Source organism: Haloferax sp. ATCC BAA-644, assembly GCF_000336975.1.
Classification (GTDB): domain Archaea; phylum Halobacteriota; class Halobacteria; order Halobacteriales; family Haloferacaceae; genus Haloferax; species Haloferax volcanii.
The window spans coordinates 410,870-434,786 of sequence record NZ_AOLF01000013.1 but is presented as its reverse complement, the minus strand read 5'-3'; the positions used below and the strand labels follow the sequence as shown (position 1 = coordinate 434,786).

Below are 23,917 nucleotides of genomic sequence, written 5' to 3'. Positions count from 1 at the left end.
GTGAGACGCCCCCGGTATGCGACTCGAAGACTACTGGGGCGTCGGCCCGAAGACCTCGGACCGACTGGAATCGGCGCTCGGCAGGGAGGGGGCGGTCGCCGCCATCGAGTCGGCCGACGTGCGGGCGCTCGTCGACGCCGGCGTCACCCGCGGGCGGGCGGTTCGCATCCTCCGCCGCGCCGACGGGCAGGCCGGCATCGACGCGCTGGCGACCCGCGACGCCCGCAACGTGTACGACGACCTGCTGTCGCTGGCGAGCGACCGCGCGCTGACCGAACACGCCGCCGACCGCATCCGCGTGTTGACGCCGCTGCCGACCGTCGAGGCCCGGCGCGACCGCCTCGACCGCATCCTCGCGGCGCGGGAGGCGTGGGCCGACCTCGACGACGACGCCCGCGACGCCATCGAGGCGACGTTCCGCGAGTACGACGAGGCCGGCGAGACCGAGCGCGCCGCCGTTCGCGCGGCGCTCGAACTCCGCGAGGCCGGACTCCGCGGCAAGCCGTTCGACGCGCTGGCGGAAGCCGACCCCGACGCCCTCCGCGATGCGCTCGGGGCGCTCGGCTACGTCGACAACGACGGCTCGGTCGCCGCGGGTGCCGACGACCGCCTCGACAGCCTGCGGAGCAGACTCGACACCGCGAAGGAACTCCAATCCGGCTCGTTCGACGTGCTCGAAACCATCCAGTCGCGGGGCGTCCGCTCGCTGGACGACTTCCGCGCCGCGTTCGTCCAGTACGTCGCCCAGGAGACCGACCTCTCGCGCGGCGAGGTCGAGGCGGTCGCCGCCGAGGACGCCCGCGACGCGACCGACTTCGTGAGCGCGTCGCTCCGGGCGCTCGTCGAGGACCTCGAAGCCGACGCCGCCGCCCGCGAGGAGACCGTCGCGGAGGAGCTACGCGACCGTATCTGGGCCGCCCGCGACGACGTGGACCTCGCGGTCGAGGCCGTCGATGAGGTCGCGCTGTCGCTGTCGCTCGCGCGGTTCGCCGACGAGTACGACCTGACGCCGCCGGACATCGCCGAGACGGGGCTGGCGGTCTGCGGCGCGCGGAACCTCTTTCTCGACGACCCACAGCCGGTCTCCTACGCCGTCGGTGACCACGGCCTCGCGTGCGCGTCCGGCCCGACGCCGCCGGTCGGTGACCGCGTGTCGGTCCTCACGGGGGCCAACAGCGGCGGGAAGACGACGCTCTTGGAGACGCTCTCGCAGGTCGCCATCCTCGCGTCGATGGGGCTTCCCGTCCCCGCGGCGTCGGCGGTCGTCGGCCGGTTCGACTCGGTCGTGTTCCACCGCCGGCACGCGAGCTTCAACGCGGGCGTGCTCGAATCGACGCTCAAGTCCATCGTCCCGCCGCTTTCGGGCGACGGGCGGACGCTGATGCTCGTCGACGAGTTCGAGGCCATCACCGAGCCGGGCCGCGCGGCCGACCTGCTCAACGGCCTCGTGAACCTCACCGTCGAGCGCGACGCCTTCGGCGTCTACGTCACGCACCTCGCGGACGAACTGAGCCCGCTGCCGCCGGAGGCCCGCATCGACGGCATCTTCGCCGAGGGGCTGACCGACGAGTTGGAACTGCGCGTGGACTACCAGCCGCGGTTCGGAACGGTCGGCAAGTCCACGCCGGAGTTCATCGTCTCGCGGCTGGTGGCGAACGCCCGCGACCGCGCCGAGCGCGCCGGTTTCGAGGCGCTGGCGGCGGCTGTGGGCGAAGAAGCGGTACAGAAAACGCTGTCCGACGCCGAGTTCGTCGACTGAGCCGACGCGGCGTCGGAGGGGGGCGAGCGGCGGCGGGAACGCTCGTCGGCGGCGCATCGACCGCGTCGGCCTCGACGACTCAGCACATCTCGTCGAGCGGGACGAACGCGTCGGCGTCGGCGGTCAACCACGCCTCCATCCGGTCGCAGCAGCTATCGCGTCGGGGGTAGACGGTGACCTGGTCCGGGCTCCCTCGATAGGAGACGACGACGCTATGGAGGAAGCGGTCTCCGGTGGTATCCGCGCCGGCGCGGTCAGCGGTCCCTGCAACCGAGTTCTGAGATGCGGGCAGTTCGGACATTCGCCGTCACGTACACAAACGCGACCGTGATTACATAACCTTCACTAAGTGTGGTAGGCATTGACAATACCCGCGGGTTACAAAACGTTGCACCAAGTGGGAGTACGGAGTGATACATAGCCGTGTTCACCGACGCGCAGGTGTGGATTCCACAGTTTCGTTGCGTCGGGCGCGCTGTCTGGCGCGCCGTCGGGCGACTTCTGCCGGCGGAGACGGGTTGAAGTGCCCGGAACCGCCATCTGGGTGTCAATGGTCGATCCCACGTCCGATTTGGAAGCGAACGTAGACCCGGAAGACGCCCCGACCTGCGCGACGTGCGGGGAGCCGATTGCGAACAACCCGACGCATCACGTCGTTACGTGGGTCGAAGACGACGCTGTGCAGGCGCGGCACTTCTGCGACGACGACTGCCGGGACGCGTGGGACGACGAACGCTGACGCTCTCCTGACGACTGTCCGCTCGCCGCCGCGACGCGACCCCGGCCGCGACTACTCGACCGACGACCAGAACTGGTCGAGGCCGAAGCCGAGCATATCTGGACTCACCGGCCTGAACTCCTCGCGTTCCTGTGCCGGTAGGTAGTCGCGGACGCCGTTCCACGAGTCGCGGGCGTACCGAGCGTCGACGAAGACGCGGACGCCGACCTCGTCGGTCCCGCGGATGACGCGCCCGATGGCCTGTCGCGCCTTTCTGACCGCGGGAACGGTTAAGGCCGTCTCGAAGCCGTCTCCGAACTCGCGGTCGTAGGCGGTCTTCACCGCGCGGGTCCGCGGCGACGACGTGTTGATGAGCGGGACGCCGCAGACGACGGCGGCCGAGAGCTTGTCGCCGCTGTAATCGACGCCTTCCGTGAGCGTGCCGCGGAGGCTCGTCACGAGCACTTTCCCCTCGCCGCCGAAGAAGTCGCGCTTGAGCCGCTCCGTGGCACCGTCGTCGGACGACTCGTCGAGGAGGACGGGCTTATCGACGCGGGCTTCGAGCGCGCCCGCCATCCACTCCGCCTCGGCGTAGTTCGGCATCCCGACGAGGACGTTGCCCGGCGACCGCTCGCACGCCTCGACCGCGGCGTCGGTGTACGCCAGTCGCGTCTCGTTTTCCTCGCCGGGCGGCCCGCGGTTGCTGTGGGTGAACTTCGGCACGTCGACGGCGAAGCTCGCGCGGTTCGACTCGGGGAAGCCGAGGCCGAACGTCCGCTCGGCCACCGGGCGGCCGTCGTCGGCGAGGGCGTCGAGGCCGGTCACGCGCCGGAACACGTCGATGGGTTCGAGCGTCGCGCTCATGAGGACGCCGCCGCCGAAGTCACCGAGGCGCTCCGCGATGGCCTCGCCGGGGACGCAGTTGTGGACCGACAGCCGGGCGTTGTAGGCGCGCCGCCACGACTCCGGCGGCTCCATCTCGTCCCACGTCCGTTCGAGTTCGATTTCGCGGAAGTGCTTCTCGTGGTCGGCGTAGGCCCACGTCGAAAGCGCCCGCCCCGCCGCGGGGGCGGCCCGGCGCTTGTCGTCCTCTTCGACCGAGTCGAGGATGCGGGCGACCGCCGAGCCGGTCGCCTCGGCGCGGACCCACGTTCCCTCGTCGTGGCCGCGCTCCTCGGCCCACTCGGTGAGTTCGTCGACGCCGGGCTCCTCGGGGTCGCGAAGCGGGAGCTCCTCGTCGTCGAGTTCGGTCAGGTCGGCGCGCCAGCCGACGTACTCGCGGTCGAGATGGGCGGTCACGCGCCGGTCGAGCTCCTCCCGGAGGTCGCGGATGAAGTCGCGGGTCTCCTCCAGTTCGCGGAGCGTCACGTCGGCCTCCTGAAGCTCCCCGCGGACGAGGTCGGCGTCGACGGTGGACTTGCCGGCGTCGTCGAACTTCACCGGCTGGATGACGCGCGTGAACTCGCTTTCGGCGTCGCGGAGCGTCCGGTCGCCGACGCCGACGGAGACGAGGTCGCGGACGCGGGGTTCGAGCATGTGCGCCTCGTCGCAGATGACGAACGTCGAGTCGTCGACGAGCGCGCCGGTGAACGTGCCGACGGTCGTCGGGTCGAACGCGTGGTAGTAGTTGCCGACGACGACCTCGACGTGGGGCAATAGCGCGCCCATCACGGAGTGCGGACACGACCCCGCGCCCGCGGCCAGCGAGACGAGGTCTTCGGTCCCGATGAGTCCCTCGTCGTCGAACTCGAAGGGGACGGCCTCTATCGGGTCGCCGTCGTCGGGGAGGTCCGCGAGGAAGTTCGCGTAAAAGGGGCAGTACTCCACGTCCTCGTACTCCGGCATCGATGTCGGGTACGGCGTCGGGTCGCCCGCGGTTTCGAGGTAGTCCGGGCCCGCGGCCGTCGAGCCGGTGTCGAGGAGGCCGGTCTGTTGCTCGCGGGCGTCTTTGGCGAGCGTCTCGGCGCTGGTCCGGCCGCCGTCGCCGACGAGCCCGCGGGTCCGGTCGCGGAGGGCTTCACAGCGGTCGTAGACGGTCGCGTCGTCGATGCCGCCGCAGCCCTCGCGGCTGTAAGGACACACGTCGGACTTGCCGACGAGCGTGAGCCCCGAGACGGGCTTCCAGTCGGTCGGGAGGTTCTCGTTGATGGTTCGGAGGTCGGCCTCGAACTGCCGGAGCTGTTGCTTGACGCTCGTGAGGACGAAGACGCGCTCGTAGTCGGAGTCGGGGTCGCGGACGAGGTCGATGCCGGCGGTGAGCGCGAGCATCGTCTTGCCGGTCCCGCACGCGCCCTCAACGACGGCGAACCCGTCGTCTCGGGCGGTCTGTATCGCGGTTTCGATTCCGTCGGCCTGCTCCGGGTACGCCTCCGGGTGGCCGAACACCTCCTGCCAGGTCACGCTCTGTGGTCCAGTTGCGACGGCCATAGGGGTGTCGGTGACTGGTCGCGGACCCGTACTTGAACGTTCGCGCGAGAGCGAGCCCGCCGGCGCACGGGGCGCGGGACGCGCCGAGCTATTCGAGGAACGCGGAGACGGCCTCAGCGAAGGCCTCGCGGTCGTCCCCATCGCCGCCGATGCAGACGACGAACGGCGCGGCGGCGGCGTACACTTTCATCTCGCGACCCTTCTCTGAGTAGCGGGTGTCGGCGACGCGGACGAGGTCTGCGCCGATGAGGTTTCCGAGGTGGTGGCGAGTGTTCTGGACGGAGGTGTCGACCCGCGCTGCGAGTTCGGTCGCCGTCGCGGGCGACTCTTGCAGACACGACAGCAGGTCGCGGGCGGTGTCACAGGAGAGGCTCCCGAGGAGTTGCGCCGTCTCATCGTCGTCGAGCCAGTGAACCCGGGGGTCTGACTCACCGGTCGTATCGGCGCTCCCGTCAGTCGGCCGCGACCCTGACATACAACTGACATCACGGGAGGGGGGAAGTAAATCGTTTCGTCTGTCAGTTACTCGATGGTTCGGCCCGGTCGACACCGGGGAGCCGGTTCACCGCGTAGAGGACAGCGAGCGCGGCGACGAACACCGCGAGCCCCCCGGCGAGCGTCCGAAACACCGCCTCGAAGGCGTAGTCCGCCTCGGTCAGGAAGCCGACCGCGCCGCTTCCGTTAGCCTCCAAGAGGAGCGCCGCGCCGCTGAAGACGGCGTAGGCGCTCCCGCGGGCGTCGCTCGGCAGCGACGAGAGCATGAACGTGTCCAGCGCGGGAAACAGGCTGTGGATGACGTAGCCGAGCACCGCGACGACGGCCGCGACGGCGACGAAGCCCTGCGCGTACGTCAGGGCGACGAGCGCGCCGATGAAAGCGACGAGCAGGCCGAAGATGTACGGGACGTGCGGGAGGTTGTCCGCGAGGCGGCCCGACAGCGAGAACGCGGGGACGCCCGCCGCGAAGACGATGGTGAGCATCGTGCTCGCGGTGGCGGCGTCGAACGCCTTCGCCTGCGTCATGTACGACACGAGGAAGTTGAACAGGCCCTGCCAGACGAACCCCGCGGGCGCGATGAGGAGGATGCCCGTGAGGATGAGCTTCCAGTGGCCGAGCGCGGCGGAGAAGTCGCGGTCCGCGCCCGTGCCGGCCCCCGCGCTCCCGTCTCGCGAGACGGCGTAGAGCAGGAGCGTCACGAGCGCGCCGGCGGCCGCCAGCACCCAGAACGTCTCGCGCCACGAGTACGACGCGAGGATGAAGACGACGACGGGCGCGGCGACGACGGCGGCGACCTGACTGGCCGCGCCGTGGATGCCGACCATGCGGCCGACGCGCTCGGGGTACAGTTCGCCGACGAGCGGGGTCGCGGAGACGAAGTACGCGCCGGAGGCGAGGCCGAGGCCGAACGCGCCGATTTGGAGCGTCAGCACCGACGTGGCGCTCGCGGTGAACGCCGCGGCGACGACGAGGAGCGTCCCCGACCCGAGGACGACCTTCGACCGCGAGACGCGCGTGAGGAGGTAGCCGACGGGGATGCGCGGGATGGCGGTCCCGAGCCAGACGAGACTCGTCACGACGCCGATGGTCGCCGGGCCGACAGAAAACTGGGTCTGGAGCGTCTCGACGAGCGGCGGGAACGCGACGCGGCCGAAGTTGACGAGGAAGACGAGTCCGCAGAGAGTTCCGAAGAGGCGGCGAGTCACTACCTCGAATTCAGTCGCCTCCGAGTCAAACGTTGCGAATCCGACCCGCGACCACATGTGTTAACGCGCCGCCGGGCGAACGGGGGCGTATGATTACGAGTCGACGCATGGCCGCGGTCGACCTGAACGCCGAGGCGCTCGGCGTGCCGCGGAAACAGCTCATGGAGTCGAGCGGGAACGCCGTCGCGCGGGCCTGCCGCGACCTCGCGGACCCCGGCGCGTCGGTCGCAATCGTCGCCGGCCGCGGTAACAACGGCGGCGACGCGCTCGTCGCCGCGCGGTTCCTGAAAGCGTACGACGTGACCGTCCACCTGCTCGGCCGCCCCGAGACGATTTCGACCGACATCGCCCGCGAGAACTGGGACGCCCTCGTCGCGGGCGAGGCCGACCGCCGGACCGTCACCGACTCGACCGCCGTCGACCTCGGTGACCCCGACCTCGTCGTGGACGCGATGCTCGGCACCGGCGTCACCGGCGCGCTCCGCGAACCCGAGGCGACGGCCGCGCGCGCAATCAACGAGTCGTCCGCGACCGTTCTCGCGGTGGACGTGCCCTCCGGCGTCGACGCCGACACCGGCGACGCGGCGGGTCTCGCGGTCGATGCGGACCGGGTCGTCACCTTCCACGACGACAAGCCCGGTCTCGGTGACCTCGACTGCGAGGTCGTCGTCGCCGACATCGGTATCCCCGAGGCCGCCGAGTTGTTCTCCGGTCCCGGCGACCTCCTCGCGCTCGACCGCGACGCCCAGAGCCACAAGGGCGACCACGGCGACGTGCTCGTCGTGGGCGGCGGCCCGTACACCGGCGCGCCCGCGCTCGCCGCGCAGTCGGCGCTCAGAGCCGGCGCGGACCTCGCCCGCGTCGCCTGCCCCGAAGCCGTCGCCCGCGAGGTGCAGGGTTACTCGGAGAACCTCATCGTCCGCGGCTTCTCGGGCGACCGACTCGCGCCCGAACACGTCCCCGACCTGCTGGACTTCGCCGCCGACCGCGACGCCGTCGTCTTCGGCCCCGGCCTCGGTGACACCGACGAGTCGCTCGCCGCGGTCCGGGAGTTCCTCGCCGCCCACGACGGAACCGCCGTCGTCGACGCCGACGCGCTTCAGGTCGTCCCCGAGGTGGACACCGAGGCGGCGCTGATTTGCACGCCCCATCAGGGCGAGTTGCGGAAGATGGGGGGCGAAACCGACGCCGACTGGGAGACGCGGAGCGACCTCGTCCGCGAGTTCGCCGCCGACCTCGGCCACACGCTCCTCGTGAAAGGCGCGTACGACGTGGTTTCGGACGGCGACGCGGTCCGCGTCAACCGGACCGGGAACCCCGGCATGACCGTCGGCGGGACCGGCGACGTGCTGGCGGGCGCAACCGGCGCGCTCGCGGCCGTCCTGCCCCCGCTCGACGCCGCCGCCGTCGCGGCCTACGCGAACGGCCGCGCGGGCGACCTCGCCGCCGACGAGTTCGGCGGCGGCCTCGTCGCCACCGACCTGCTCGAACGACTGCCCGCGGCCCTCCGAGGTGACGACGAATGAGCGACGAGCGCGCCGGTTCGGAGTCGAACGAGTCGGCCGACGGCGGCGACCGCGACCTGACGCACGTCGACGAGGAGGGCAACGTTCAGATGGTCGACGTGGGCGCGAAGCCGGACAGCCGCCGCCGGGCGGTCGCCCGCGGCACCATCCACCTCAGCGCCGCGACGGTGCGGGCTATCCGCGACGACGAAATCGGGAAGGGAGACGTGCTGGCGACCGCCCGAATCGGCGCGATTCAGGCCGTCAAACACACATGGGAGACGATTCCGATGTGCCACCAGATTCCCATCACGAACGTCGACACCGCGTTCGAGGTGGCCGACGAGTCGGTCACGCTCTCTGTCACGGTCGGCACGACCGGCAAGACGGGCTGCGAGATGGAGGCGTTAGAGGGCGTGACGACCGGACTCAACGTCGTCTGGGACATGGTGAAAGCCGCGGAGAAAGACGACGACGGCCAGTATCCGGGAACGCGAATTTCGGACGTGGAGGTCGTCACGAAGGAGAAAACGACGCTCGCGTGAGGTGCTGAGAGGGGGCGTCCCGGCGCGCGACTCAGGCCGAGTCGGCCGGCACGGAGAGGTCGGCGGCCTTCGCCCGCGCCTTCTCGACGATTGCGGGGCGCGCCTCGAACTCGACGTGGACCTGTTCGCCCTCGTACTCCTCGGTCTCGACGTGGGCGTGGTCGTAGAGCCACGAGACGAGGCTCATCGTGTCGTCCGCCATCGGCAACAGGAGGCGCTCGCGCTCCCACGCGGGCAGTTCGTCCTCGACGCGGGCGGCCAGTTCCTCGACGTTCTCGCCGGTCAGCCCCGAGACGGCGACGGGGTTGGGCGCGAGCGCCGACAGCGCCGCGCGTTTTTCGTCGAGTTCGTCGGCCGCGACCTTGTCCACCTTGTTGAACACGGTCACGATGGGCGCTTCGTTGCGCTCGTAGAGCGTGTCGTGGCTCGTGACGAGCTTTTCGCGCATCTCCTCGACGGGTTCGGAGGCGTCCACGACGAGCAACACGAGGTCAGCCCGGTAGACCGAATCGAGCGTGGACTTGAACGACTCGACGAGCCAGTGGGGGAGGTCCGAGACGAACCCGACGGTGTCGGTGAGAAGCACGTCTCGCTTGCCCGTCTCGGCGCGGCGCGTGGTCGTCCCGAGCGTCGTAAACAGCTTGTCTTGGGACTCCGCGGTCGGGTCGAGGTCCGGGTGGAGGTCGTCGTTCTGGCCGACTTCGAGGTCGGCGGCGAGCCGCTGCATCAGCGTCGACTTCCCAGCGTTCGTGTAGCCCGCGAGGGCCACGAGGTCGAAGCCGGACTCGCGGCGCTGTTCGCGCCGGGTCTCCTCTTTGTCCGCGATGGCGTCCAGTTCGTTCTTGATGCGCGAAATCTGGGCCTTGATGTCCTGCTCGCGGCTCTCGTCGTACTCGCCGAGGCCCATGAACCCGGGGCGCTCGTCGCGCTTCGCCAGCGACGCCTTCGCCTCGGCGCGCGGCAGTTCGTAGCGTAGCTCGGCGAGTTCGACCTGCAACTGCGCCTTGCGGGTGTTCGCCCGCTGGCCGAAGATGTCGAGGATGAGCGTGAAGCGGTCGATGACCTCCGCGTCGTCCGGGAGCTTCTGGGCGATGTTGTACGTCTGGTAGGGGCCAAGCCGGTTGTCGAAGACGACGGCGGCGGCGTCCTCGCGGGCGACGAGCGACGCTAACTCGCCGACCTTCCCCTCGCCGAAGTGGAACGCGGCGTCCTCTTCGCGGGTCTGCGTGAGTTCACCGACCACCTCGTAGCCCGCCGCGCGGGCGAGGTCGGATATCTCCGTCAGGTCGGCGTCTCCGCGGTCGACGCGCTTCGCGACGACGACGCGGCTCATCGCCGCACCTCGATTGTGGGGTACGTTGCCTGCACTGTGTCAGTCGGTACTAGCCGCCGGAGGCACTTAAGCCCCGCTCGGCCGGGGTTACGCGTCGAGATGGCGTCCCGTCACCTCCCGTTCCATGGCCGCGTTTGGTCGCCGGGACTCTTGTAGGTTGCCCGGGCGCGACCTGACAGTCCGATGATGGCGACAGTATCCTCACAAATCACTTATGCCGACGGGCGGGATGTTCGCCGTATGGACCCCTTACAACTGAGCATCGACCCCCAACAGCTCGGCATCGAGTTCGGGAGCGGCGCGGTCATCGGCGGCATCATCGGCTTCGCGGCGAAGAAAATCGCCAAGCTCATCGCCGTCATCGTCGGTCTCGAACTCGCCGTGTTCAAATTCCTCGAATCGCGGGGCATCATCACCGTCGACTGGGAGCGCCTCACCGGCGGCCTCGTGAGCGCCACGCAGGACGCCGCGACCGGCGCGCCGCCGGACTGGATTTCGACGATTCTCTCGACGCTGTCCATCTCCGCCGGCTTCTCCGGCGGCTTCCTCGTCGGCTTCAAGAAGGGATAATCGACGCGTCTCGAAGACGCGCTGTCCCGTCTCAGAGTTCGTCTTCGTCCTTGACGATGCGCGTCTCGGCCGTGCCGCTCGTGATGTTGTTCACCTTGTCGTAGAAGTCGTTTTGCATCCCCGCGGGGAACGTGATGACGCCGACCCACGAGCCGTCGTTCTGCCACTCCTCGCGTTCGAGGTCGCCGTAGCTTCGAATCTGCGCCTGTCCGCTGCCGGCGTACTCGGCGGGGAGTTGGACGGCGACGGTGACCTCGGCGAACCTGATGGGCAACACGGGGCGGAGCGCGTCGAGGGCGTCGTCGACCTGCGACTCGACGGGCTCCATCGGGTCGATTTTGAAGCCGGCCTCTTCGAGCGCGCGCTCGATTCGCTCCGGCGGGTGCGGCGAGTCGTTCATCTGGGGGTTGACCGCGTTGCGGGCGATGCGGTTGATGAGCGACTTGCGCTTCTGTTCTTGCATCTCGCGGCGCTGTTCGGCCGTGATTTGAATCTCTCCCTGTTTGACGACCTCGGGGATGATTTCCAGCGGGTCGGTCGTCCCGAACACCGTCTCGAGGTCGTTCTCGGCGGGGCGGTCGCCGCGGGAGGCGTCCTCGAACACGTCTTCGGCGGCGATGACCTCTTCGAGGTCGCCGTCGAACTCGCCGCGCTTTATCGAGAGCGCCGCGTCCGGGTCGATGAGCACCTCGAACCGCGCGCCGTGAGATTCCAGGCGGGCCGTGACTGCCTCGTCGAGTGAAATCATAGCTTCCGATTCTCTCTCCGTGGTAAAAAGCCCTCGGCGGCGTCACGCAAAATTCGCTGCGGCCCCGTTCGGAGCAATCGTTATGCTCGCCCGCGCCCCACGTCTTCGTATGAGTTCGCAGGCGTCGGAGAAGTCCCTCGAAGAACGGCTCGACCTGTTCATGCGGCGGAACTTCCCCCAAATCGAGATGCACGGCGGCGACGCGGGTATCGAGGCCATCGACGAGGAGACCGGCGAGGTGTGGATTTCCCTCACCGGCGCGTGTTCCGGCTGCGGTATCTCCCCGATGACGATTCAGGCGCTGAAGGCGCGCATGGTCGCCGAGTTCGAGGAGATAGACGCGGTCCACGCCTCGACCGGCGGCTTCTACGACGACGAGCCGGGCGCGGGGTTCGAACCCGACGTGTCCGACGCGCCCTTCTGAGCGGCCTTCTACCATCGCTTTTCGACCGAACCGACCCCACGAGCGACGACGCTCCGAGCGCGCGCCGCGCTCGCCGCTCGCCGTGATGGAAACCGGAGAATCGGGCCGAGCGGAGCTGACGCCGGCTTACGCGGCCGCGTCGATGATGTCGACGAGGTCCTCTTTGCTCTGGACGCCGATGACCTCTTTGACCTGTTCGCCGCCGGCGTAGAACTGCAGGGTCGGGACGCTGCGAATCCCCTGCTCGCGGGCCAGCTCCTGGAGTTCGTCGATGTCGACCTTGGCGACGACGGCGTCGGTCTCCTCGGCGATTTCCTCCACGGTGGGTTCGAGCATCTTACACGGGCCGCACCAGTCGGCGTGGTAGTCCACGAGAACGACCGCGCTGTCGGCGATGAGTTCGTCGAGTTGGTCCGAACTCTCGATATGGATCGGCGCGTCGGTTGTCTTCGGAGTGCTCATACCTCCACGTATCGGCGCGACACTCTTACCCATTGCGCCTGTTTGCGCGGCGACGCACGACCGCGAAACGCCGCATTCGCGGCGAAAACGGTCGGATTCGCGGAACGAGGCGGAGGCGAAGACGCAGACTCAGCAGTCGTAGGTCAGGAGCACCCCGTCGTCGACCCGCTCCACGTCGCGGAGCGACAGCCGGGGGAAGTCGGAAACGAACCCCTCGCCGTCGGCGAGCGTCGGCGCGTCGCGGCCGCCGATGACCATCGAGCCGACGTAGAGCGTGAGTTCGTCGACGAGGCCGGCCTCGAACAGCGAGAAGATGAGTTCGCCGCCGCCTTCGACCATGAGTCTGGCGACGCCGCGCGCTTCGAGCGCGTCGAAGGCGTCGGGGAGCGACACCCGCTCCGCGCCCGCGACGACGAGTTCCGCCCCGGCGGCTTCGAGCGCCTCGCGCCGGCCTTCGGGCGCGGCCTCGGAGACGAGCACGTAGGTCGCCGCCGCGTCGTCCAGAACCCGGGCGTCGGTCGGGGTTCGGGCGCGCGAGTCAGCAACGACGCGGGCGGGATGCGGCGAGTCGCCGCGGTCCTCGCGGGCGGCGACGAGGCCGGGGTCGTCGAGCGTGAGATGCGGGTCGTCCGCGAGGACGGTTCCGACGCCGACGGCGACGGCGTCGGCGGCCGCGCGAATCTCGTCAACGCGGGCGAAGTCGTCGTCGCCGCTTATCCGCACCTGCTCGCGGCGTCGAGACGAGAGCTTGCCGTCGAGGCTCGCGGCGGCGTTGACGTGGACGTGCATACTCGCGGGTCGTCGCCGCGGTGAAAACGCCTTTCGGTGAGGTGCTCTCACGGTGTTGCCGGACAGGAATTAAATAGGGCTCTGTGGTACATTGTGTCATCTATGACTGCCAAGGTCCTGATGCTGGGGTGGGGGTTTCCGCCGAACGTCAGCGGCGGGCTCGACACGCACGTCGGCGAGATGTTCGAGCGACTCGAAGACCGGGAGGACGTGGACATCGAACTCGTGCTCCCGGCCGAGTACGCGCCGGACCGCGAGGGAATCGTCGGGGTTCCGACCGGCGAAGGGGACATCATCACCCGCATCGGACGGCTGGGGTCGACGTTCGCGGAGCGCGCCGCCGACGCCGACATCGTCCACACGCACGACTGGTTCGGCTACGGACCGGGGTCGCGCGCGAAGTCGAACAACGAGGACGTGGAGTGGGTGACCACGTTCCACTCGCTTTCGTCGGACCGCAACATCGACCCGCCGCAGCGGGAAGTCGAGACCGAGCGCCGCATCGCCGAGCGCTGTGACCACCTGCTCGCGGTGAGCGAACTCCTCGCCGACAAGGTCAAACGGGAGTACGGCGGCGACTGCCACGTCATCTACAACGGCTTTTCGGAGTGCGAGACGACGGGTCGCGACCTCAAGGCGGAGCTCGGCATCGACGGGAAGATGCTGTTTTTCGTCGGCCGGCACACCGACCAGAAGGGCATCTCACACCTCGTCTACGCGATGGAGAAGCTCGCCCGCGACGACGTGACGCTCGTCATGGGCGGGTCGGGCCACCTCACCGCCCAGCTCAAGCGATTCGCAGAGCTGCTCGGCGTCGAAGACCGCATCGAGTGGGCCGGCTACGTCCCCGAAGAGGCGCTCGGTGACTACTACGCCTCCGCGGACCTGTTCGTCTCGCCGTCGCTGTCCGAACCGTTCGGCATCACCATCGTCGAGGCGCTCTCGACGGGCACCCGCGTCGTCGCCACGGAAAGCGGCGCAGCCGAGGTCCTCCCCGAGGACTGCGTTATCGAGGTCGAACCCGACTCGCGCTCCATCGCCGACGGCATCGAGTACGGCCTCTCGCTGGAGGGGAAACCGGAGTACGAACCGTACACGTGGGACCGCGTCGTCGACGAGACGGTCGACTACTACCACAGCATCCTCGACGACGACCCCTCGGCCGGGGCGGAGAACGAAGTAGAAGCCAGCGACGCGGACGCGGACGCCGCCGAGTCGGACGCGAACTGAGCGGGCGACCCCCGTTCAGCGGAGGAGTCGCACGTCGGTCACCGGTTCGGGGTGGCGAATCCGGTAGCCGCCGCGGGTCGGGACCATCCCCTCTCGCGGCATCGTCCCGCGGGCGGACTGATACGGCGAGTCATCGGTCTGCACCGACTGGTACGGCGAGTCGTACGCCGACTGGTAGGGGCTGTCCGACGACTGGTAGGCGCTGTCGCTTGCGGCCTCGGCGTCGAACCCCTCCGGGGGGAGGTAGATTCGCTCGCCGGACGCCGACCGGACGACGACCGCGGAGTCCTTGTCGCCTTCCATCACGATGGTCGTCCAGCCGTCCTCGATGGTCACGGAGAACGAGACCTCCTCGTCGGCGTCGCCGGCGTCCGGCCCCTCGTCGTTCGACATACGAGTCCAACTGGCACGCGAGCACTTAGTGATTCGCCCGCGGCCGGTCGCCCGGCTGGCCACTCGGTCGCCCGGCAACACTTTTTATCCGACGGGGGCGAATCCCGACTCGATGGAACTCGACCAGCATGCCGAGGAGCTCGCCTCCGCCCTCGGTGTCGACAAAGAGGAGGTCAAATCCGACCTGCAGAACCTGCTGCAGTACAGCGTCCCGCTCGACGAGGCGAAACAGAGCGTCCGACGGAAACACGGCGGCGGCAGCTCCGGCGGGAGCGACGGCGCGCCCGCGACGAAGCGCATCGCCGACATCGACCCCGACGGCGGCAACGTCTCCGTGACGGTCCGCGTGCTCACCGTGGGCACGCGCTCTATCGTCTATCAGGGCGACGAACAGACCATCCGCGAGGGGGAACTCGCCGACGAGTCCGGCGTCATCTCCTACACCGCGTGGCAGGATTTCGGCTTCGAGCCGGGCGACTCCGTCGTCATCGGTAACGCCGGCGTCCGCGAGTGGGACGGCAAGCCCGAACTGAACATCGGCGCGTCCTCGACGGTCGGCGTGGAGTCCGAGACGGTCGAGACGCCCTACGACGACCGCATCGGCGGCGAGGCCGACCTCATCGACCTGCAAGCCGGCGACCGCGGCCGAACCGTCGAGGTCCGCGTCCTCGAAGTCGATTCGCGCACCATCGACGGCCGCAACGGCGAGACGACAATCCTCTCGGGCGTCGTCGCCGACGAGACCGGCCGACTGCCCTTCACCGACTGGGCACCCCGCCCCGACGTGAAGGAGGGCGCGAGCCTGCGCCTCTCGGACGTGTACGTCCGCGAGTTCCGCGGCGTGCCGCAGGTGAACCTCTCTGAGTTCACGTCGCTGGAGGTCCTCGACGACCCCGTCGCGGTGACGGACTCCGCGCCGCGTCTGAAAATCGGTGAGGCCGTCGACGCCGGCGGGATGTTCGACGTGGAACTGCTCGGAAACGTCCTCGAAGTGCGCGACGGCTCCGGGCTCATCGAGCGCTGTCCCAAATGCAGTCGCGTCGTCCAGAGCGGCCAGTGCCGTCAGCACGGCGAGGTCGACGGCGAGGACGATATGCGCGTGAAGGCGATTGTCGACGACGGCACCGGCACGGTGACCGCCATCCTCGACCGCGACCTCACCGAGGAGGTCTACGGCGGGACGATGGCCGACGCGATGGAGGCCGCCCGCGAGGCGATGGACAAGGAGGTCGTCGCCGACGACATCGCCGACAAACTCGTCGGCCGCGAGTACCGCGTCCGCGGGAACCTCTCGGTGGACGAGTACGGCGCGAACCTCGAAGCCGACGAGTTCGAGGAGACCGACGACGACCCGGCCGAACGCGCGGCCGCCCTCCTGACGGAGGTGCGCGCATGAGCGCCTCGCCGGTCGTCGGCACGCGGGAAATCGCCTACCGCGTCTTCGCCGCCGAGTTCGACGACGCGTCGCTGTCGTACTCCGAGAGCGACGAGGAGCGCGCGCCGAACTACGTGGTCACGCCCACCGGCGCGCGGCTCAACCGGACGTTCGTCGCGGGCGTGCTCACCGAGGTCGAACACGTCAACGACGAGGTGCTCCGCGGGCGCATTGCGGACCCGACGGGCGCGTTCGTCACCTACGCTGGCCAGTACCAGCCGGAGCCGATGGCCTACCTCGACGGCGCGACGCCCCCGGCGTTCGTCTCGCTCGCGGGCAAGGCCCGGACGTACGAACCGGACGACGCCGACGTGGTCTACTCCTCAGTCCGCCCCGAGAGCGTCAACACCGTCGACGCCGACGTGCGCGACCGGTGGATCGTCTCGGCCGCCGAGGCGACGCTCCGCCGCATCGCCGTGTTCGACGAGGCGCTGTCGATGTCGTACCGCGGCGACGACCTGACCCGCGCGCTCGAAGCCCGCGGCGTGGATTCGACGCTCGCGGCGGGCGTCCCCCGCGCCATCGACCACTACGGGACGACCCGAACCTACCTCGACGCCCTGCGGGAAGTCGCCGTGCAGGCGCTCGAACTCGTCGCGGGCGACCGCGACCAGGTGGACCCACTCGATGTCGCACCCGGCGACGGCGGCGACGCGGTGCTCGGCCCGCTCCCCGAACTCGACCTCGAACCGGCCGACAGCGTCGATATCGATGTCGACGAGACCGACGCGGACGAGGGAGAGGCCGACCCGGACGAGTTCGAGGACGAGTCCGGTTCCGAACCGGCCGCAACGCTCGATTCGGCGCCGGAATTCGACGACAGTGCCGAGTCCGAGCCCGTCGAGTCGGAGTCCGAATCCGAGCCTATCGCAGAACCCGATTCCGAGCCGGAGTCTGCGTCCGACCCCGAGCCGGTCGCCGCCGAGACGACGACTTCGACCGAGAGTCATCCGGAGGCGTCCGAGTCGGAACCGGCGTCTGAGCCGTCCACGACGGTCGATGCCGAACCGGAGCCGGAACCCGCGGCAGAATCCGAACCCGCCGCGGAACCCGACCTCGCGTCCGAGCCCGAACCGGCGACCGACTCGCTCGACACCGAGTCTGAGCCCGACTTCGACGCCGGGACCGACGACGGCGCGCTCGGTGACTTCGAAGACGACGCGCCCGACGCGGGCGCGACCGACGCCGGTTCGCTCGACGACTCGGGAAGCGGAACCCTCGGCGACTTCGACGACGGCTTCGACGACCCCGACCCCGAGGCTGGCGATTCGACCGGTTCGACCGACTCCGCCTCCGCCGACGCCGACGACTCGGTCGACCCCGACGGGATGTACGAACTCGACGAGGACGAGCGGGCCGAAATCGAATCCGAGTTCGGCACGGAGTTCACCTCCGGCGCGGACGTCGACCCTGCCGGCGAGGCGGACATCGACGTGCCCGACACGGACGACCTCACCGAGCAACTCGAAGGCGAATCCGCCGCGGCCGCCGAGCCGGACCCGGAACCCGCGACCGACGCCCCCGCGGAATCCGAGCCGGTCACCGACTCCGAACCTGAACTCGAACCCGAGCCGACGCCCGACGCGGCGTCGGACGGGAACGAAGCCGAGGCCGACGACGGCGACGGCGACGAGTCCGCGGAGGACATCGACCTCGAATCGGTCGTCGTGGACGCCATGGACGACCTCGACGACGGCGATGGCGCGACCCGCGACGAGGTCGTCGCGGCCGTCGTCGACGAGCACGGCGCGGACCCCGGCGCGGTCGAAGACGCCATCCAGGAGGCGCTCCTCGGCGGCCGGTGTTACGAGCCGCAGGACGGCGTGCTGAAGGCCATCTGAGGCCGTGCCGGAACCGCTCGTCGAACCGATTCCCGGCCATCCCGCCGCGGTGGCGCGGACGGGCAGGCGCGGATTCCCCGAGCGCTCGCTCGTCGTCGCCGACTACCACGCCGGCATCGAGGCCGGCCTGCGGTACGAACGCGGGGTGGAACTCCCGTCGAAGGCCGCGGTCCGCCGCGAGCGCCTGCTGTCGCTTCTGGACCGGACCGACGCCGACCGACTGGTCGTTCTCGGCGACCTCGGCCACCGCATCGGCGACCCGGACGGCGACGAGGCCGAGGAACTGCGCGACCTCGCTGACGCCGTGGCCGACCGCGCCGAACTGACGGTCGTCCCCGGCAACCACGACGGCGGCCTCGCGGACTTCTTCGGTGACGACGTGGAGGTGACCGACCCCGCGGGCGTCCGCCTCGGTGACGTGGGGTTCTGCCACGGCCACACGTGGCCCTCGCGGGAAGTGCTCGCCGCCGACGTGGTCTGTTCGGCCCACGAACACCCGGCGGTCAGGCTGGAAGACGAGGTCGGCGGCGCGCGGAAAGAGCGCGTCTGGCTCCGCGGCGCGCTCGCTCCCGAAGTGTTCGCGGACCACTACGAAGTCGACCCCGCCGAAGTCGCACGAGCCGACGCCGAACTCGTGGTGTTCCCGGCGTTCAACGACACCTCGGGCGGGACGTGGGTCAACGTCCCCGGGCAGGGCTTTCTCTCGCCGTTCCTCCCCGACGGCCTCGCGGACGGCGAGGCCTACCTGCTCGACGGCACGCGGTTGGGCGACTACCGAAACGTCTGAGATGCCCGGGTCGTCGCGGTGGTCGCCGTCGTGATCGCGGTCGGCGGAACCCGCGGCCACGCCTACGCGAAGACGAACGTGAGAGTTCCGAGGACGAACACGGCGACGCTCGCCACGCGGGCGAGTCGCTGCCAGCCGGTCCACTCGCGGAAGAACTCCGGGACGCCCTCCTCTCGTTCTCGAACGGCGTAGCCGACGAACCAGAGGGTCGAAAGCACCAGCACCGCCGCGAAGACCAGTTGCCACGCCGCGAGGTCGCCCCGTTGGTTGCCGAGGACGAAAAGCAGATTGCCGCCGGTGAAGCCCGCCTGCGACAGCCAAAAGCTGCGCTCGGGCGTCACGTCACCACCGAGTACAGTTGGAAGGCGACGCCGAACGCGTAGAGCGCCGCGCCGACGATGACGAGGTAGACGAGCGGGCCCCAGTCCGACGGGACCCGAGCGCGTTCGGGGTCGCGGAGGGCGACGACCGACGCGTAGCCGACCGCGACGACGCCCGCGGCCACCGCGGCGGTGTTGATACCCACGTCTCCCGCGGAAGCGTCGAGCGCGACATCCACGGCGCCACAGAGCCCGAAGACGACGAACGCGGACCAGTAGGCTCGTTTCGGGGACACGTCCGAAATTGATTCACTGGCGACATGAATCTCCCGGTGGGGACCGCCCCGAGCGGTGCGCTTAATCGCCTCGAACCGTAACCTCGGGCGATGCCAGACGGCGAGGCCGCTGCCGCCGGAATGGATGCCTTCGCGACGCTCTCGTCGCCCGTTCGGAACGCGCTCTCGGAGCGCGGATTCACGACGCCCACCGAGCCGCAGCGCCGGGCGATTCCCCCGCTTGCGGACGGAAACAACGGCCTCATCATCGCGCCCACGGGCACCGGCAAGACGGAGACGGCGATGCTGCCGGTGTTTTCGGCCATCGCCGACGCCGAGGACCGATTCGGTATCTCGGCGCTCTACATCACCCCGCTTCGGGCGCTGAACCGCGACATGCGCGAGCGGCTCGACTGGTGGGGCGAACAGCTCGATATCGACATCGACGTTCGCCACGGCGACACCACGCAGTACCAGCGCCAGAAGCAGGCCAACGACCCGCCGGACGTGCTGGTGACGACGCCCGAGACGCTGCAGGCGATGCTCACGGGGAAGAAGCTCAGAACGGCCCTGTCCGACGTGCACCACGTCGTCGTCGACGAGGTCCACGAACTCGCGTCCGCCAAGCGCGGCGCGCAGTTGACAATCGGGTTAGAGCGCCTCCGCGAGCTGGCCGGGGCGTTCCAGCGAATCGGCCTCTCGGCGACGGTCGGGTCGCCCGACGAGGTCGGGAAGTTCCTGACCGGCGACCGACCCTTCGAGGTCATCGAAGTGGACGTGGACAACCGCGTCGAGTTCGAAGTCGTCCGCCCCGAGGTGACGAACGAGGACGAGGCGCTGGCGGGCAAACTCGCCACCGACCCCGAGATAGCGAGTCACGTCCGGACGATTCGGGACATCGTCCGCGACCACGAGTCGGTGCTCGTCTTCGTCAACACCAGACAGACCGCGGAGGCGCTCGGCTCGCGGTTCAAGGCGCTCGGCGACCCCATCGAGGTCCACCACGGCTCGCTGTCGAAAGACGTGCGCATCGACGTGGAAGACCGCTTCAAGGCCGGCGAGCTGGACGCCCTCATCTGCACGTCGTCGATGGAACTCGGCATCGACGTGGGTCGGGTGGACCACGTCGTCCAGTACAACAGCCCCCGCGAGGTATCGCGGCTCCTCCAGCGGGTCGGTCGCGCGGGCCACCGTTTGGGCGTCGTCTCCCGCGGGACCGTCGTCACCGACCACCCCGACGACACGCTCGAAGCGCTCGCCATCGCCCGGCGGGCCGTCTCCGGCGAGGTCGAACCCGCCCGCGTCCACCACGGCAGCCTCGACACCGTCGCCAACCAAATCGTCGGCGTCGTCATGGACTACGGCGACGTGTCGGCCCGCCGCGCCTACGAGATTATCACGCGGGCGTACCCCTTCCGCGACCTCGCCGAGGACGACTTCCGCGCCGTCGTCCGCGAGCTATCGGGGAACCGCCTCCTCTGGCTCGACGAGGACAAGGACCTCCTCGAGAAGTCCGGCGGCACGTGGCAGTACTTCTACGCCAACCTCTCGATGATTCCCGACGAGGAGACCTACGACGTTCACGACATCTCCTCGCGCCGGCAGATCGGGACGCTCGACGAGAAGTTCGTCCTCAACTTCGCCGCGCCGGGCGCGACGTTCATCCAGCGCGGCGAGATGTGGCGCGTCAACGACGTGGACGACGAGGAGGCGCGGGTGAACGTCTCGCCCATCGAGGACCCCGGCGGCGAGGTGCCGTCGTGGGTCGGCTCGGAGATTCCGGTGCCCGCGCCGGTCGCCGGCGAGGTGGGCGAACTCCGCGACGTGGCCGCGCCGCAGTTCGAGTCCGGGGCCGACCGCGAGGCCGTCGCCCGCGACATCGCCATGCGCTACCCGACCGACGAGGCCACGGTCCGGTCGGCGCTCGGCCCCATCGAGAAACAGGTCGAGGCCGACGCGCCGATTCCGACGGCGAACAGGCTCGTCCTCGAGGGCTCGCCCCGGAAGGTGACGCTGAACTCGCCGTACGGCCACCGAGTGAACGAGACGCTCGGCCGGCTCCTGTCGGCGCTCATCGGCCAGCGCACCGGTTCGTCGGTCGGCATGGAGGTCGACCCCTACCGCGTCGAGTTCGACGTGCCCGGGAAGGTCCGCCCGACGACGTTCGCGGAGGTGCTCCGCGAGACCGACCCCGACCACGTCGAGGCGCTGCTCGAACTCGCGCTCAAGCGGTCGGACTCGCTGAAGTTCACGCTCGCGCAGGTGGCCGCGAAGTTCGGCGCGCTCAAGCGCTATCAGGGGAAAGGTCGCTTCGGCGGCGACCGCCTCCTCGCCGCGCTGGAGGACACGCCCGTCTACGACGAGGCCGTCCGCGAGGTGTTCCACACCGACCTCGCCGTCGAGGAGACGGTCGAACTGCTCCGGCGCGTCCGCGAGGGCGACGTGGAACTCGCCGTCGCCCGCGAATCCACCGCCATCGGCACCGGCGGCCGCGGGTCGGGAACCGACCTGCTCGTCCCCGAGAACGCCGACGCGAGCGTCATCGAGACGGTCCGCGACCGGATTCAGAACGACCGCGTGCTGCTGGCGTGTCTCCACTGCAAAGACTGGACTCGCAAGACGAAGGTCAAACGCGTCCGCGACCCCGTGGAGTGTCCCGAGTGCGGCGCGACCCGCGTCGCCGCGCTCAACCCGTGGGACGACGAGACCGTGAAAGCCGTCCGCGCGCCGGAGAAAGACGACGAACAGGAGCGACTGACGAAGCGAGCCTACCGCTCGGCGAGTCTGGTGCAGGCCCACGGCACGCGGGCGGTCGTCGCGCTCGCGGCCCGCGGGGTCGGCCCGCACAACGCCGCGCGCATCATCAACAAGCTCCGCGAGGACGAAGACGACTTCTACCGCGACATCCTCGAACGGGAGCGCGAGTACGCCCGAACCCAGTCGTTCTGGGACTGACGGGACGGCTTCCGGTTCGCCCGCTTACTCCTCGATGGCCCACTCGTCGAGAATTTCGGTCGTCGCGGCCGCCAGCGCCTCGAAGTCCTGCATCGAGATGCCGTCGGTCGTGACGAAGACGCCGAAGTCCTCGACGGTGATACGGACGAGGTAGCCGTTTTCGAACACGCGAATCGTGTACTCGTAGTCACCGAGTTCGGACCCGCGGTAGGCGTCCTGTGTCATCTTGAAGTCGTGCCACTCGTTGCCGATAAAGGAGTTCAGGTCGGCCTCCTGTTCGAGGTCCTCGCGGAGGTACACCTGCACGTAGTCGAAGCGGTTGAAGTAGGTGAGCGAGCGGAGGCTGTCGCCGACGGCCGTGCGGCAGACGGTGACGAGCTTTTCCTCTGCTTCCTCGGGGAGGAGATTGGACATCGCTTCAGCCTGTGGGAGCGAGTGCCAAATAGGCGGCGGCTTCGACAGGTCCGGTCGGGATGAGACGTGGAACCGACCGGATTGCTGTGCTAATACTGATTGTTATCATCAATCACATTAATTATAATTCACACGAAGGAGACGAACGAGTCGTCATGGCCGACGACGCCCTCGGACTGGCGATGTTGGACCGGGTTCGCGGCTGTCTGCGCGCCCCGTGCGTCTACCGCGCCGGCGACGACGCCGGAGCCGCCGCCGGCGACGCACACGTCTACGAGAACTATCTCGTCCCGTCCGAGCGGTGGTCCGCCGCGAAGCGCGAGTTCGTCGACTCGCTTCGGACGCCCGTCCTCGACGTGGGGTGCGGCGCGGGCCAACACGCCCTCGCCGTACAGGAGCGCGGCGAGGTCGTCGCCTTCGACGTGAGCCCGAACGCGGTGCGCGCGGCCCGCGAGCGCGGCGTCGAGGCGGCGGTCGTCGGTGACATGTTCGACCCGCCGGTCGAAGCGGGCCGAGCGGGTTCATCAGCAAGAGGGTTCGAGACGGTGCTCGCAAACGGGACGCAGGTCGGCCTCGCGGGGTCGCTGGACCGTCTCACCGACCTGCTCGCGTCGTTCGCCGGCCTCGCCTCGTCGTCCGGCGAGGTCGTCGTGGACTCGTACGACCCGACGCGCATCGACCCCGAACGATTCTTCGGCTACCGGTCGGACCCGCGGGAGGGCATCGCTCGGCGGTCGTTCCGCGTCGAGTACGGCGACCTGCGCGGGCCGACGCTCGACTTCGTTCTCGTCTCGCCCGCCAGACTCCGGGCGGTCGCCGCCGAGGCGGGCCTCGACGCGCACGAGGTGACCGTGCCGAACACCGAGTCGGGTTACTACCGGGCGCGACTGGCGTGAGTCGGTGCGGTCGCGGTGGCTCTGCGAGCGAGGTCGATGCGGTCGGGCCGCTTCTCGACCCCTACTCCCAGCGGTTGGTCGCCTCGTTGCGCCGCGGGAGGAACGGAAGGAGCAGCGCGACGGCGAAGACGATGCCCGCGATAGCGAGGTAGCCGGGCGACCCGAGGACAACCGCGACCAGCGAGAACACCGAGGCCTCGCCGTCGGCGACGGCCGAGACCGCGCTCGGGTCGTTGTTCAGCAACACGAGAAACACGAACATCGCCTCGGCGAACGCGACCCGGAGGCCGGCCTTCGTCACCCACCACGTCGCGGACAGCGGGCCGCCGGTCAGCGCGCCCCACTCACGGCGGACCTTCCGCCGCCACGCCGCGTTCACGACACACCT

25 protein-coding genes are annotated in these 23,917 nt (G+C 69.4%); 12 read left to right on the top strand and 13 right to left on the bottom strand.

Annotated elements, in window-relative coordinates; all coding sequences use genetic code 11:
• Nucleotides 1–16: 16 nt before the first annotated feature.
• On the top strand, nt 17–1,759 hold the full coding sequence (locus tag C458_RS05995; RefSeq protein WP_008574080.1) for a DNA mismatch repair protein MutS: 1,743 nt from the start codon (nt 17–19) through the stop codon (nt 1,757–1,759).
• Nucleotides 1,760–1,838: 79 nt separating this feature from the next.
• Here C458_RS05995 and C458_RS05990 read toward each other — a convergent pair whose 3' ends face one another.
• Nucleotides 1,839–2,060, bottom strand: coding sequence for a hypothetical protein (locus C458_RS05990; protein ID WP_049896990.1), 222 nt, complete (start codon nt 2,058–2,060; stop codon nt 1,839–1,841).
• A 249-nt stretch (nt 2,061–2,309) separates the two neighbouring features.
• Here C458_RS05990 and C458_RS05985 point away from each other — a divergent pair, with 249 nt between their 5' ends.
• Entirely contained in the window at nt 2,310–2,498 is a 189-nt protein-coding gene (locus C458_RS05985; RefSeq protein ID WP_004063509.1) for a hypothetical protein, read from the top strand.
• Between the two features lie 51 nt (nt 2,499–2,549).
• Here the strand turns inward: C458_RS05985 and C458_RS05980 are convergent, their stop codons facing one another.
• The 3 genes from C458_RS05980 to C458_RS05970 form a co-directional block, all read right to left on the bottom strand.
• Complete coding sequence (locus C458_RS05980; protein ID WP_049896994.1) at nt 2,550–4,904, bottom strand: ATP-dependent DNA helicase; 2,355 nt, start codon at nt 4,902–4,904, stop codon at nt 2,550–2,552.
• Nucleotides 4,905–4,992: 88 nt separating this feature from the next.
• A complete protein-coding gene (locus C458_RS05975; protein WP_008574076.1) occupies nt 4,993–5,379 on the bottom strand; it encodes a winged helix-turn-helix domain-containing protein in 387 nt (128 codons plus the stop codon).
• 43 nt (nt 5,380–5,422) lie between these two features.
• Complete coding sequence (locus tag C458_RS05970; RefSeq protein ID WP_049896998.1) at nt 5,423–6,607, bottom strand: MFS transporter; 1,185 nt, start codon at nt 6,605–6,607, stop codon at nt 5,423–5,425.
• Between the two features lie 89 nt (nt 6,608–6,696).
• Between C458_RS05970 and C458_RS05965 the strand changes: the two genes are divergently transcribed.
• Together C458_RS05965 and moaC are read left to right on the top strand one after the other, a co-directional pair.
• Nucleotides 6,697–8,133, top strand: a complete 1,437-nt coding sequence (locus C458_RS05965; protein WP_008574074.1) for a bifunctional ADP-dependent NAD(P)H-hydrate dehydratase/NAD(P)H-hydrate epimerase — start codon at nt 6,697–6,699, stop codon at nt 8,131–8,133.
• A complete protein-coding gene (gene moaC / locus C458_RS05960; protein ID WP_008574072.1) occupies nt 8,130–8,657 on the top strand; it encodes a cyclic pyranopterin monophosphate synthase MoaC in 528 nt (175 codons plus the stop codon). Before C458_RS05965 ends, moaC begins: the two co-directional genes overlap by 4 nt.
• 31 nt (nt 8,658–8,688) lie before the next feature.
• On the opposite strand, the gene hflX is transcribed toward moaC, so the two are convergent.
• Entirely contained in the window at nt 8,689–9,990 is a 1,302-nt protein-coding gene (gene hflX / locus C458_RS05955; RefSeq protein WP_008574071.1) for a GTPase HflX, read from the bottom strand.
• A 240-nt stretch (nt 9,991–10,230) separates the two neighbouring features.
• On the opposite strand from hflX, the gene C458_RS05950 reads away from it, so the two are divergent.
• The gene (locus C458_RS05950) at nt 10,231–10,560 is read left to right on the top strand and encodes an FUN14 domain-containing protein (protein WP_008574069.1); all 330 of its coding nucleotides are present in this window, start codon (nt 10,231–10,233) and stop codon (nt 10,558–10,560) included.
• A 31-nt stretch (nt 10,561–10,591) separates the two neighbouring features.
• On the opposite strand, the gene C458_RS05945 is transcribed toward C458_RS05950, so the two are convergent.
• Nucleotides 10,592–11,308, bottom strand: a complete 717-nt coding sequence (locus C458_RS05945) for a ribosome assembly factor SBDS (RefSeq protein ID WP_008574067.1) — start codon at nt 11,306–11,308, stop codon at nt 10,592–10,594.
• Nucleotides 11,309–11,417: 109 nt separating this feature from the next.
• On the opposite strand from C458_RS05945, the gene C458_RS05940 reads away from it, so the two are divergent.
• Nucleotides 11,418–11,732, top strand: a complete 315-nt coding sequence (locus tag C458_RS05940) for a NifU family protein (RefSeq protein ID WP_004977179.1) — start codon at nt 11,418–11,420, stop codon at nt 11,730–11,732.
• A 126-nt stretch (nt 11,733–11,858) separates the two neighbouring features.
• On the opposite strand, the gene trxA is transcribed toward C458_RS05940, so the two are convergent.
• A complete protein-coding gene (gene trxA, locus C458_RS05935) occupies nt 11,859–12,194 on the bottom strand; it encodes a thioredoxin (RefSeq protein WP_008574066.1) in 336 nt (111 codons plus the stop codon).
• Between the two features lie 129 nt (nt 12,195–12,323).
• A complete protein-coding gene (locus C458_RS05930; RefSeq protein ID WP_008574065.1) occupies nt 12,324–12,983 on the bottom strand; it encodes a 2,5-diamino-6-(ribosylamino)-4(3H)-pyrimidinone 5'-phosphate reductase in 660 nt (219 codons plus the stop codon).
• Nucleotides 12,984–13,103: 120 nt separating this feature from the next.
• Here C458_RS05930 and C458_RS05925 point away from each other — a divergent pair, with 120 nt between their 5' ends.
• The gene (locus C458_RS05925) at nt 13,104–14,213 is read left to right on the top strand and encodes a glycosyltransferase family 4 protein (protein ID WP_008574063.1); all 1,110 of its coding nucleotides are present in this window, start codon (nt 13,104–13,106) and stop codon (nt 14,211–14,213) included.
• A 15-nt stretch (nt 14,214–14,228) separates the two neighbouring features.
• Here the strand turns inward: C458_RS05925 and C458_RS05920 are convergent, their stop codons facing one another.
• Nucleotides 14,229–14,606: a hypothetical protein gene (locus C458_RS05920; RefSeq protein ID WP_008574055.1), complete on the bottom strand. Its 378-nt coding sequence runs from the start codon at nt 14,604–14,606 to the stop codon at nt 14,229–14,231.
• A gap of 112 nt (nt 14,607–14,718) precedes the next feature.
• Here C458_RS05920 and C458_RS05915 point away from each other — a divergent pair, with 112 nt between their 5' ends.
• The 3 genes from C458_RS05915 to C458_RS05905 are packed head-to-tail and all read left to right on the top strand — an operon-like array spanning nt 14,719 to nt 18,669.
• The gene (locus C458_RS05915; protein WP_008574053.1) at nt 14,719–16,002 is read left to right on the top strand and encodes a Single-stranded DNA binding protein; all 1,284 of its coding nucleotides are present in this window, start codon (nt 14,719–14,721) and stop codon (nt 16,000–16,002) included.
• Entirely contained in the window at nt 15,999–17,882 is a 1,884-nt protein-coding gene (locus tag C458_RS05910) for a rpa-associated protein (RefSeq protein WP_008574051.1), read from the top strand. The genes C458_RS05915 and C458_RS05910 overlap by 4 nt, the downstream gene beginning before the upstream one ends.
• A gap of 4 nt (nt 17,883–17,886) precedes the next feature.
• Nucleotides 17,887–18,669 (top strand): metallophosphoesterase, encoded by a 783-nt coding sequence (locus C458_RS05905; RefSeq protein WP_008574048.1) that lies wholly within the window; start codon nt 17,887–17,889, stop codon nt 18,667–18,669.
• A gap of 62 nt (nt 18,670–18,731) precedes the next feature.
• Here the strand turns inward: C458_RS05905 and C458_RS05900 are convergent, their stop codons facing one another.
• Nucleotides 18,732–19,010 (bottom strand): hypothetical protein, encoded by a 279-nt coding sequence (locus tag C458_RS05900; RefSeq protein ID WP_008574045.1) that lies wholly within the window; start codon nt 19,008–19,010, stop codon nt 18,732–18,734.
• Nucleotides 19,007–19,285: a hypothetical protein gene (locus C458_RS05895; RefSeq protein ID WP_008574044.1), complete on the bottom strand. Its 279-nt coding sequence runs from the start codon at nt 19,283–19,285 to the stop codon at nt 19,007–19,009. Before C458_RS05895 ends, C458_RS05900 begins: the two co-directional genes overlap by 4 nt.
• A 90-nt stretch (nt 19,286–19,375) precedes the next feature.
• Between C458_RS05895 and C458_RS05890 the strand changes: the two genes are divergently transcribed.
• The gene (locus tag C458_RS05890; RefSeq protein ID WP_008574042.1) at nt 19,376–22,219 is read left to right on the top strand and encodes a DEAD/DEAH box helicase; all 2,844 of its coding nucleotides are present in this window, start codon (nt 19,376–19,378) and stop codon (nt 22,217–22,219) included.
• A gap of 24 nt (nt 22,220–22,243) precedes the next feature.
• Here C458_RS05890 and C458_RS05885 read toward each other — a convergent pair whose 3' ends face one another.
• Nucleotides 22,244–22,633 carry a hypothetical protein gene (locus C458_RS05885; RefSeq protein WP_004043606.1) on the bottom strand — a complete coding sequence of 130 codons (390 nt, stop codon included), beginning with the start codon at nt 22,631–22,633 and terminating at the stop codon, nt 22,244–22,246.
• A 155-nt stretch (nt 22,634–22,788) separates the two neighbouring features.
• Here C458_RS05885 and C458_RS05880 point away from each other — a divergent pair, with 155 nt between their 5' ends.
• Entirely contained in the window at nt 22,789–23,529 is a 741-nt protein-coding gene (locus C458_RS05880) for a bifunctional 2-polyprenyl-6-hydroxyphenol methylase/3-demethylubiquinol 3-O-methyltransferase UbiG (RefSeq protein WP_008574040.1), read from the top strand.
• A 61-nt stretch (nt 23,530–23,590) separates the two neighbouring features.
• On the opposite strand, the gene C458_RS05875 is transcribed toward C458_RS05880, so the two are convergent.
• The gene (locus tag C458_RS05875) at nt 23,591–23,908 is read right to left on the bottom strand and encodes a hypothetical protein (RefSeq protein ID WP_008574039.1); all 318 of its coding nucleotides are present in this window, start codon (nt 23,906–23,908) and stop codon (nt 23,591–23,593) included.
• Between the last annotated feature and the right edge of the window lie 9 nt (nt 23,909–23,917).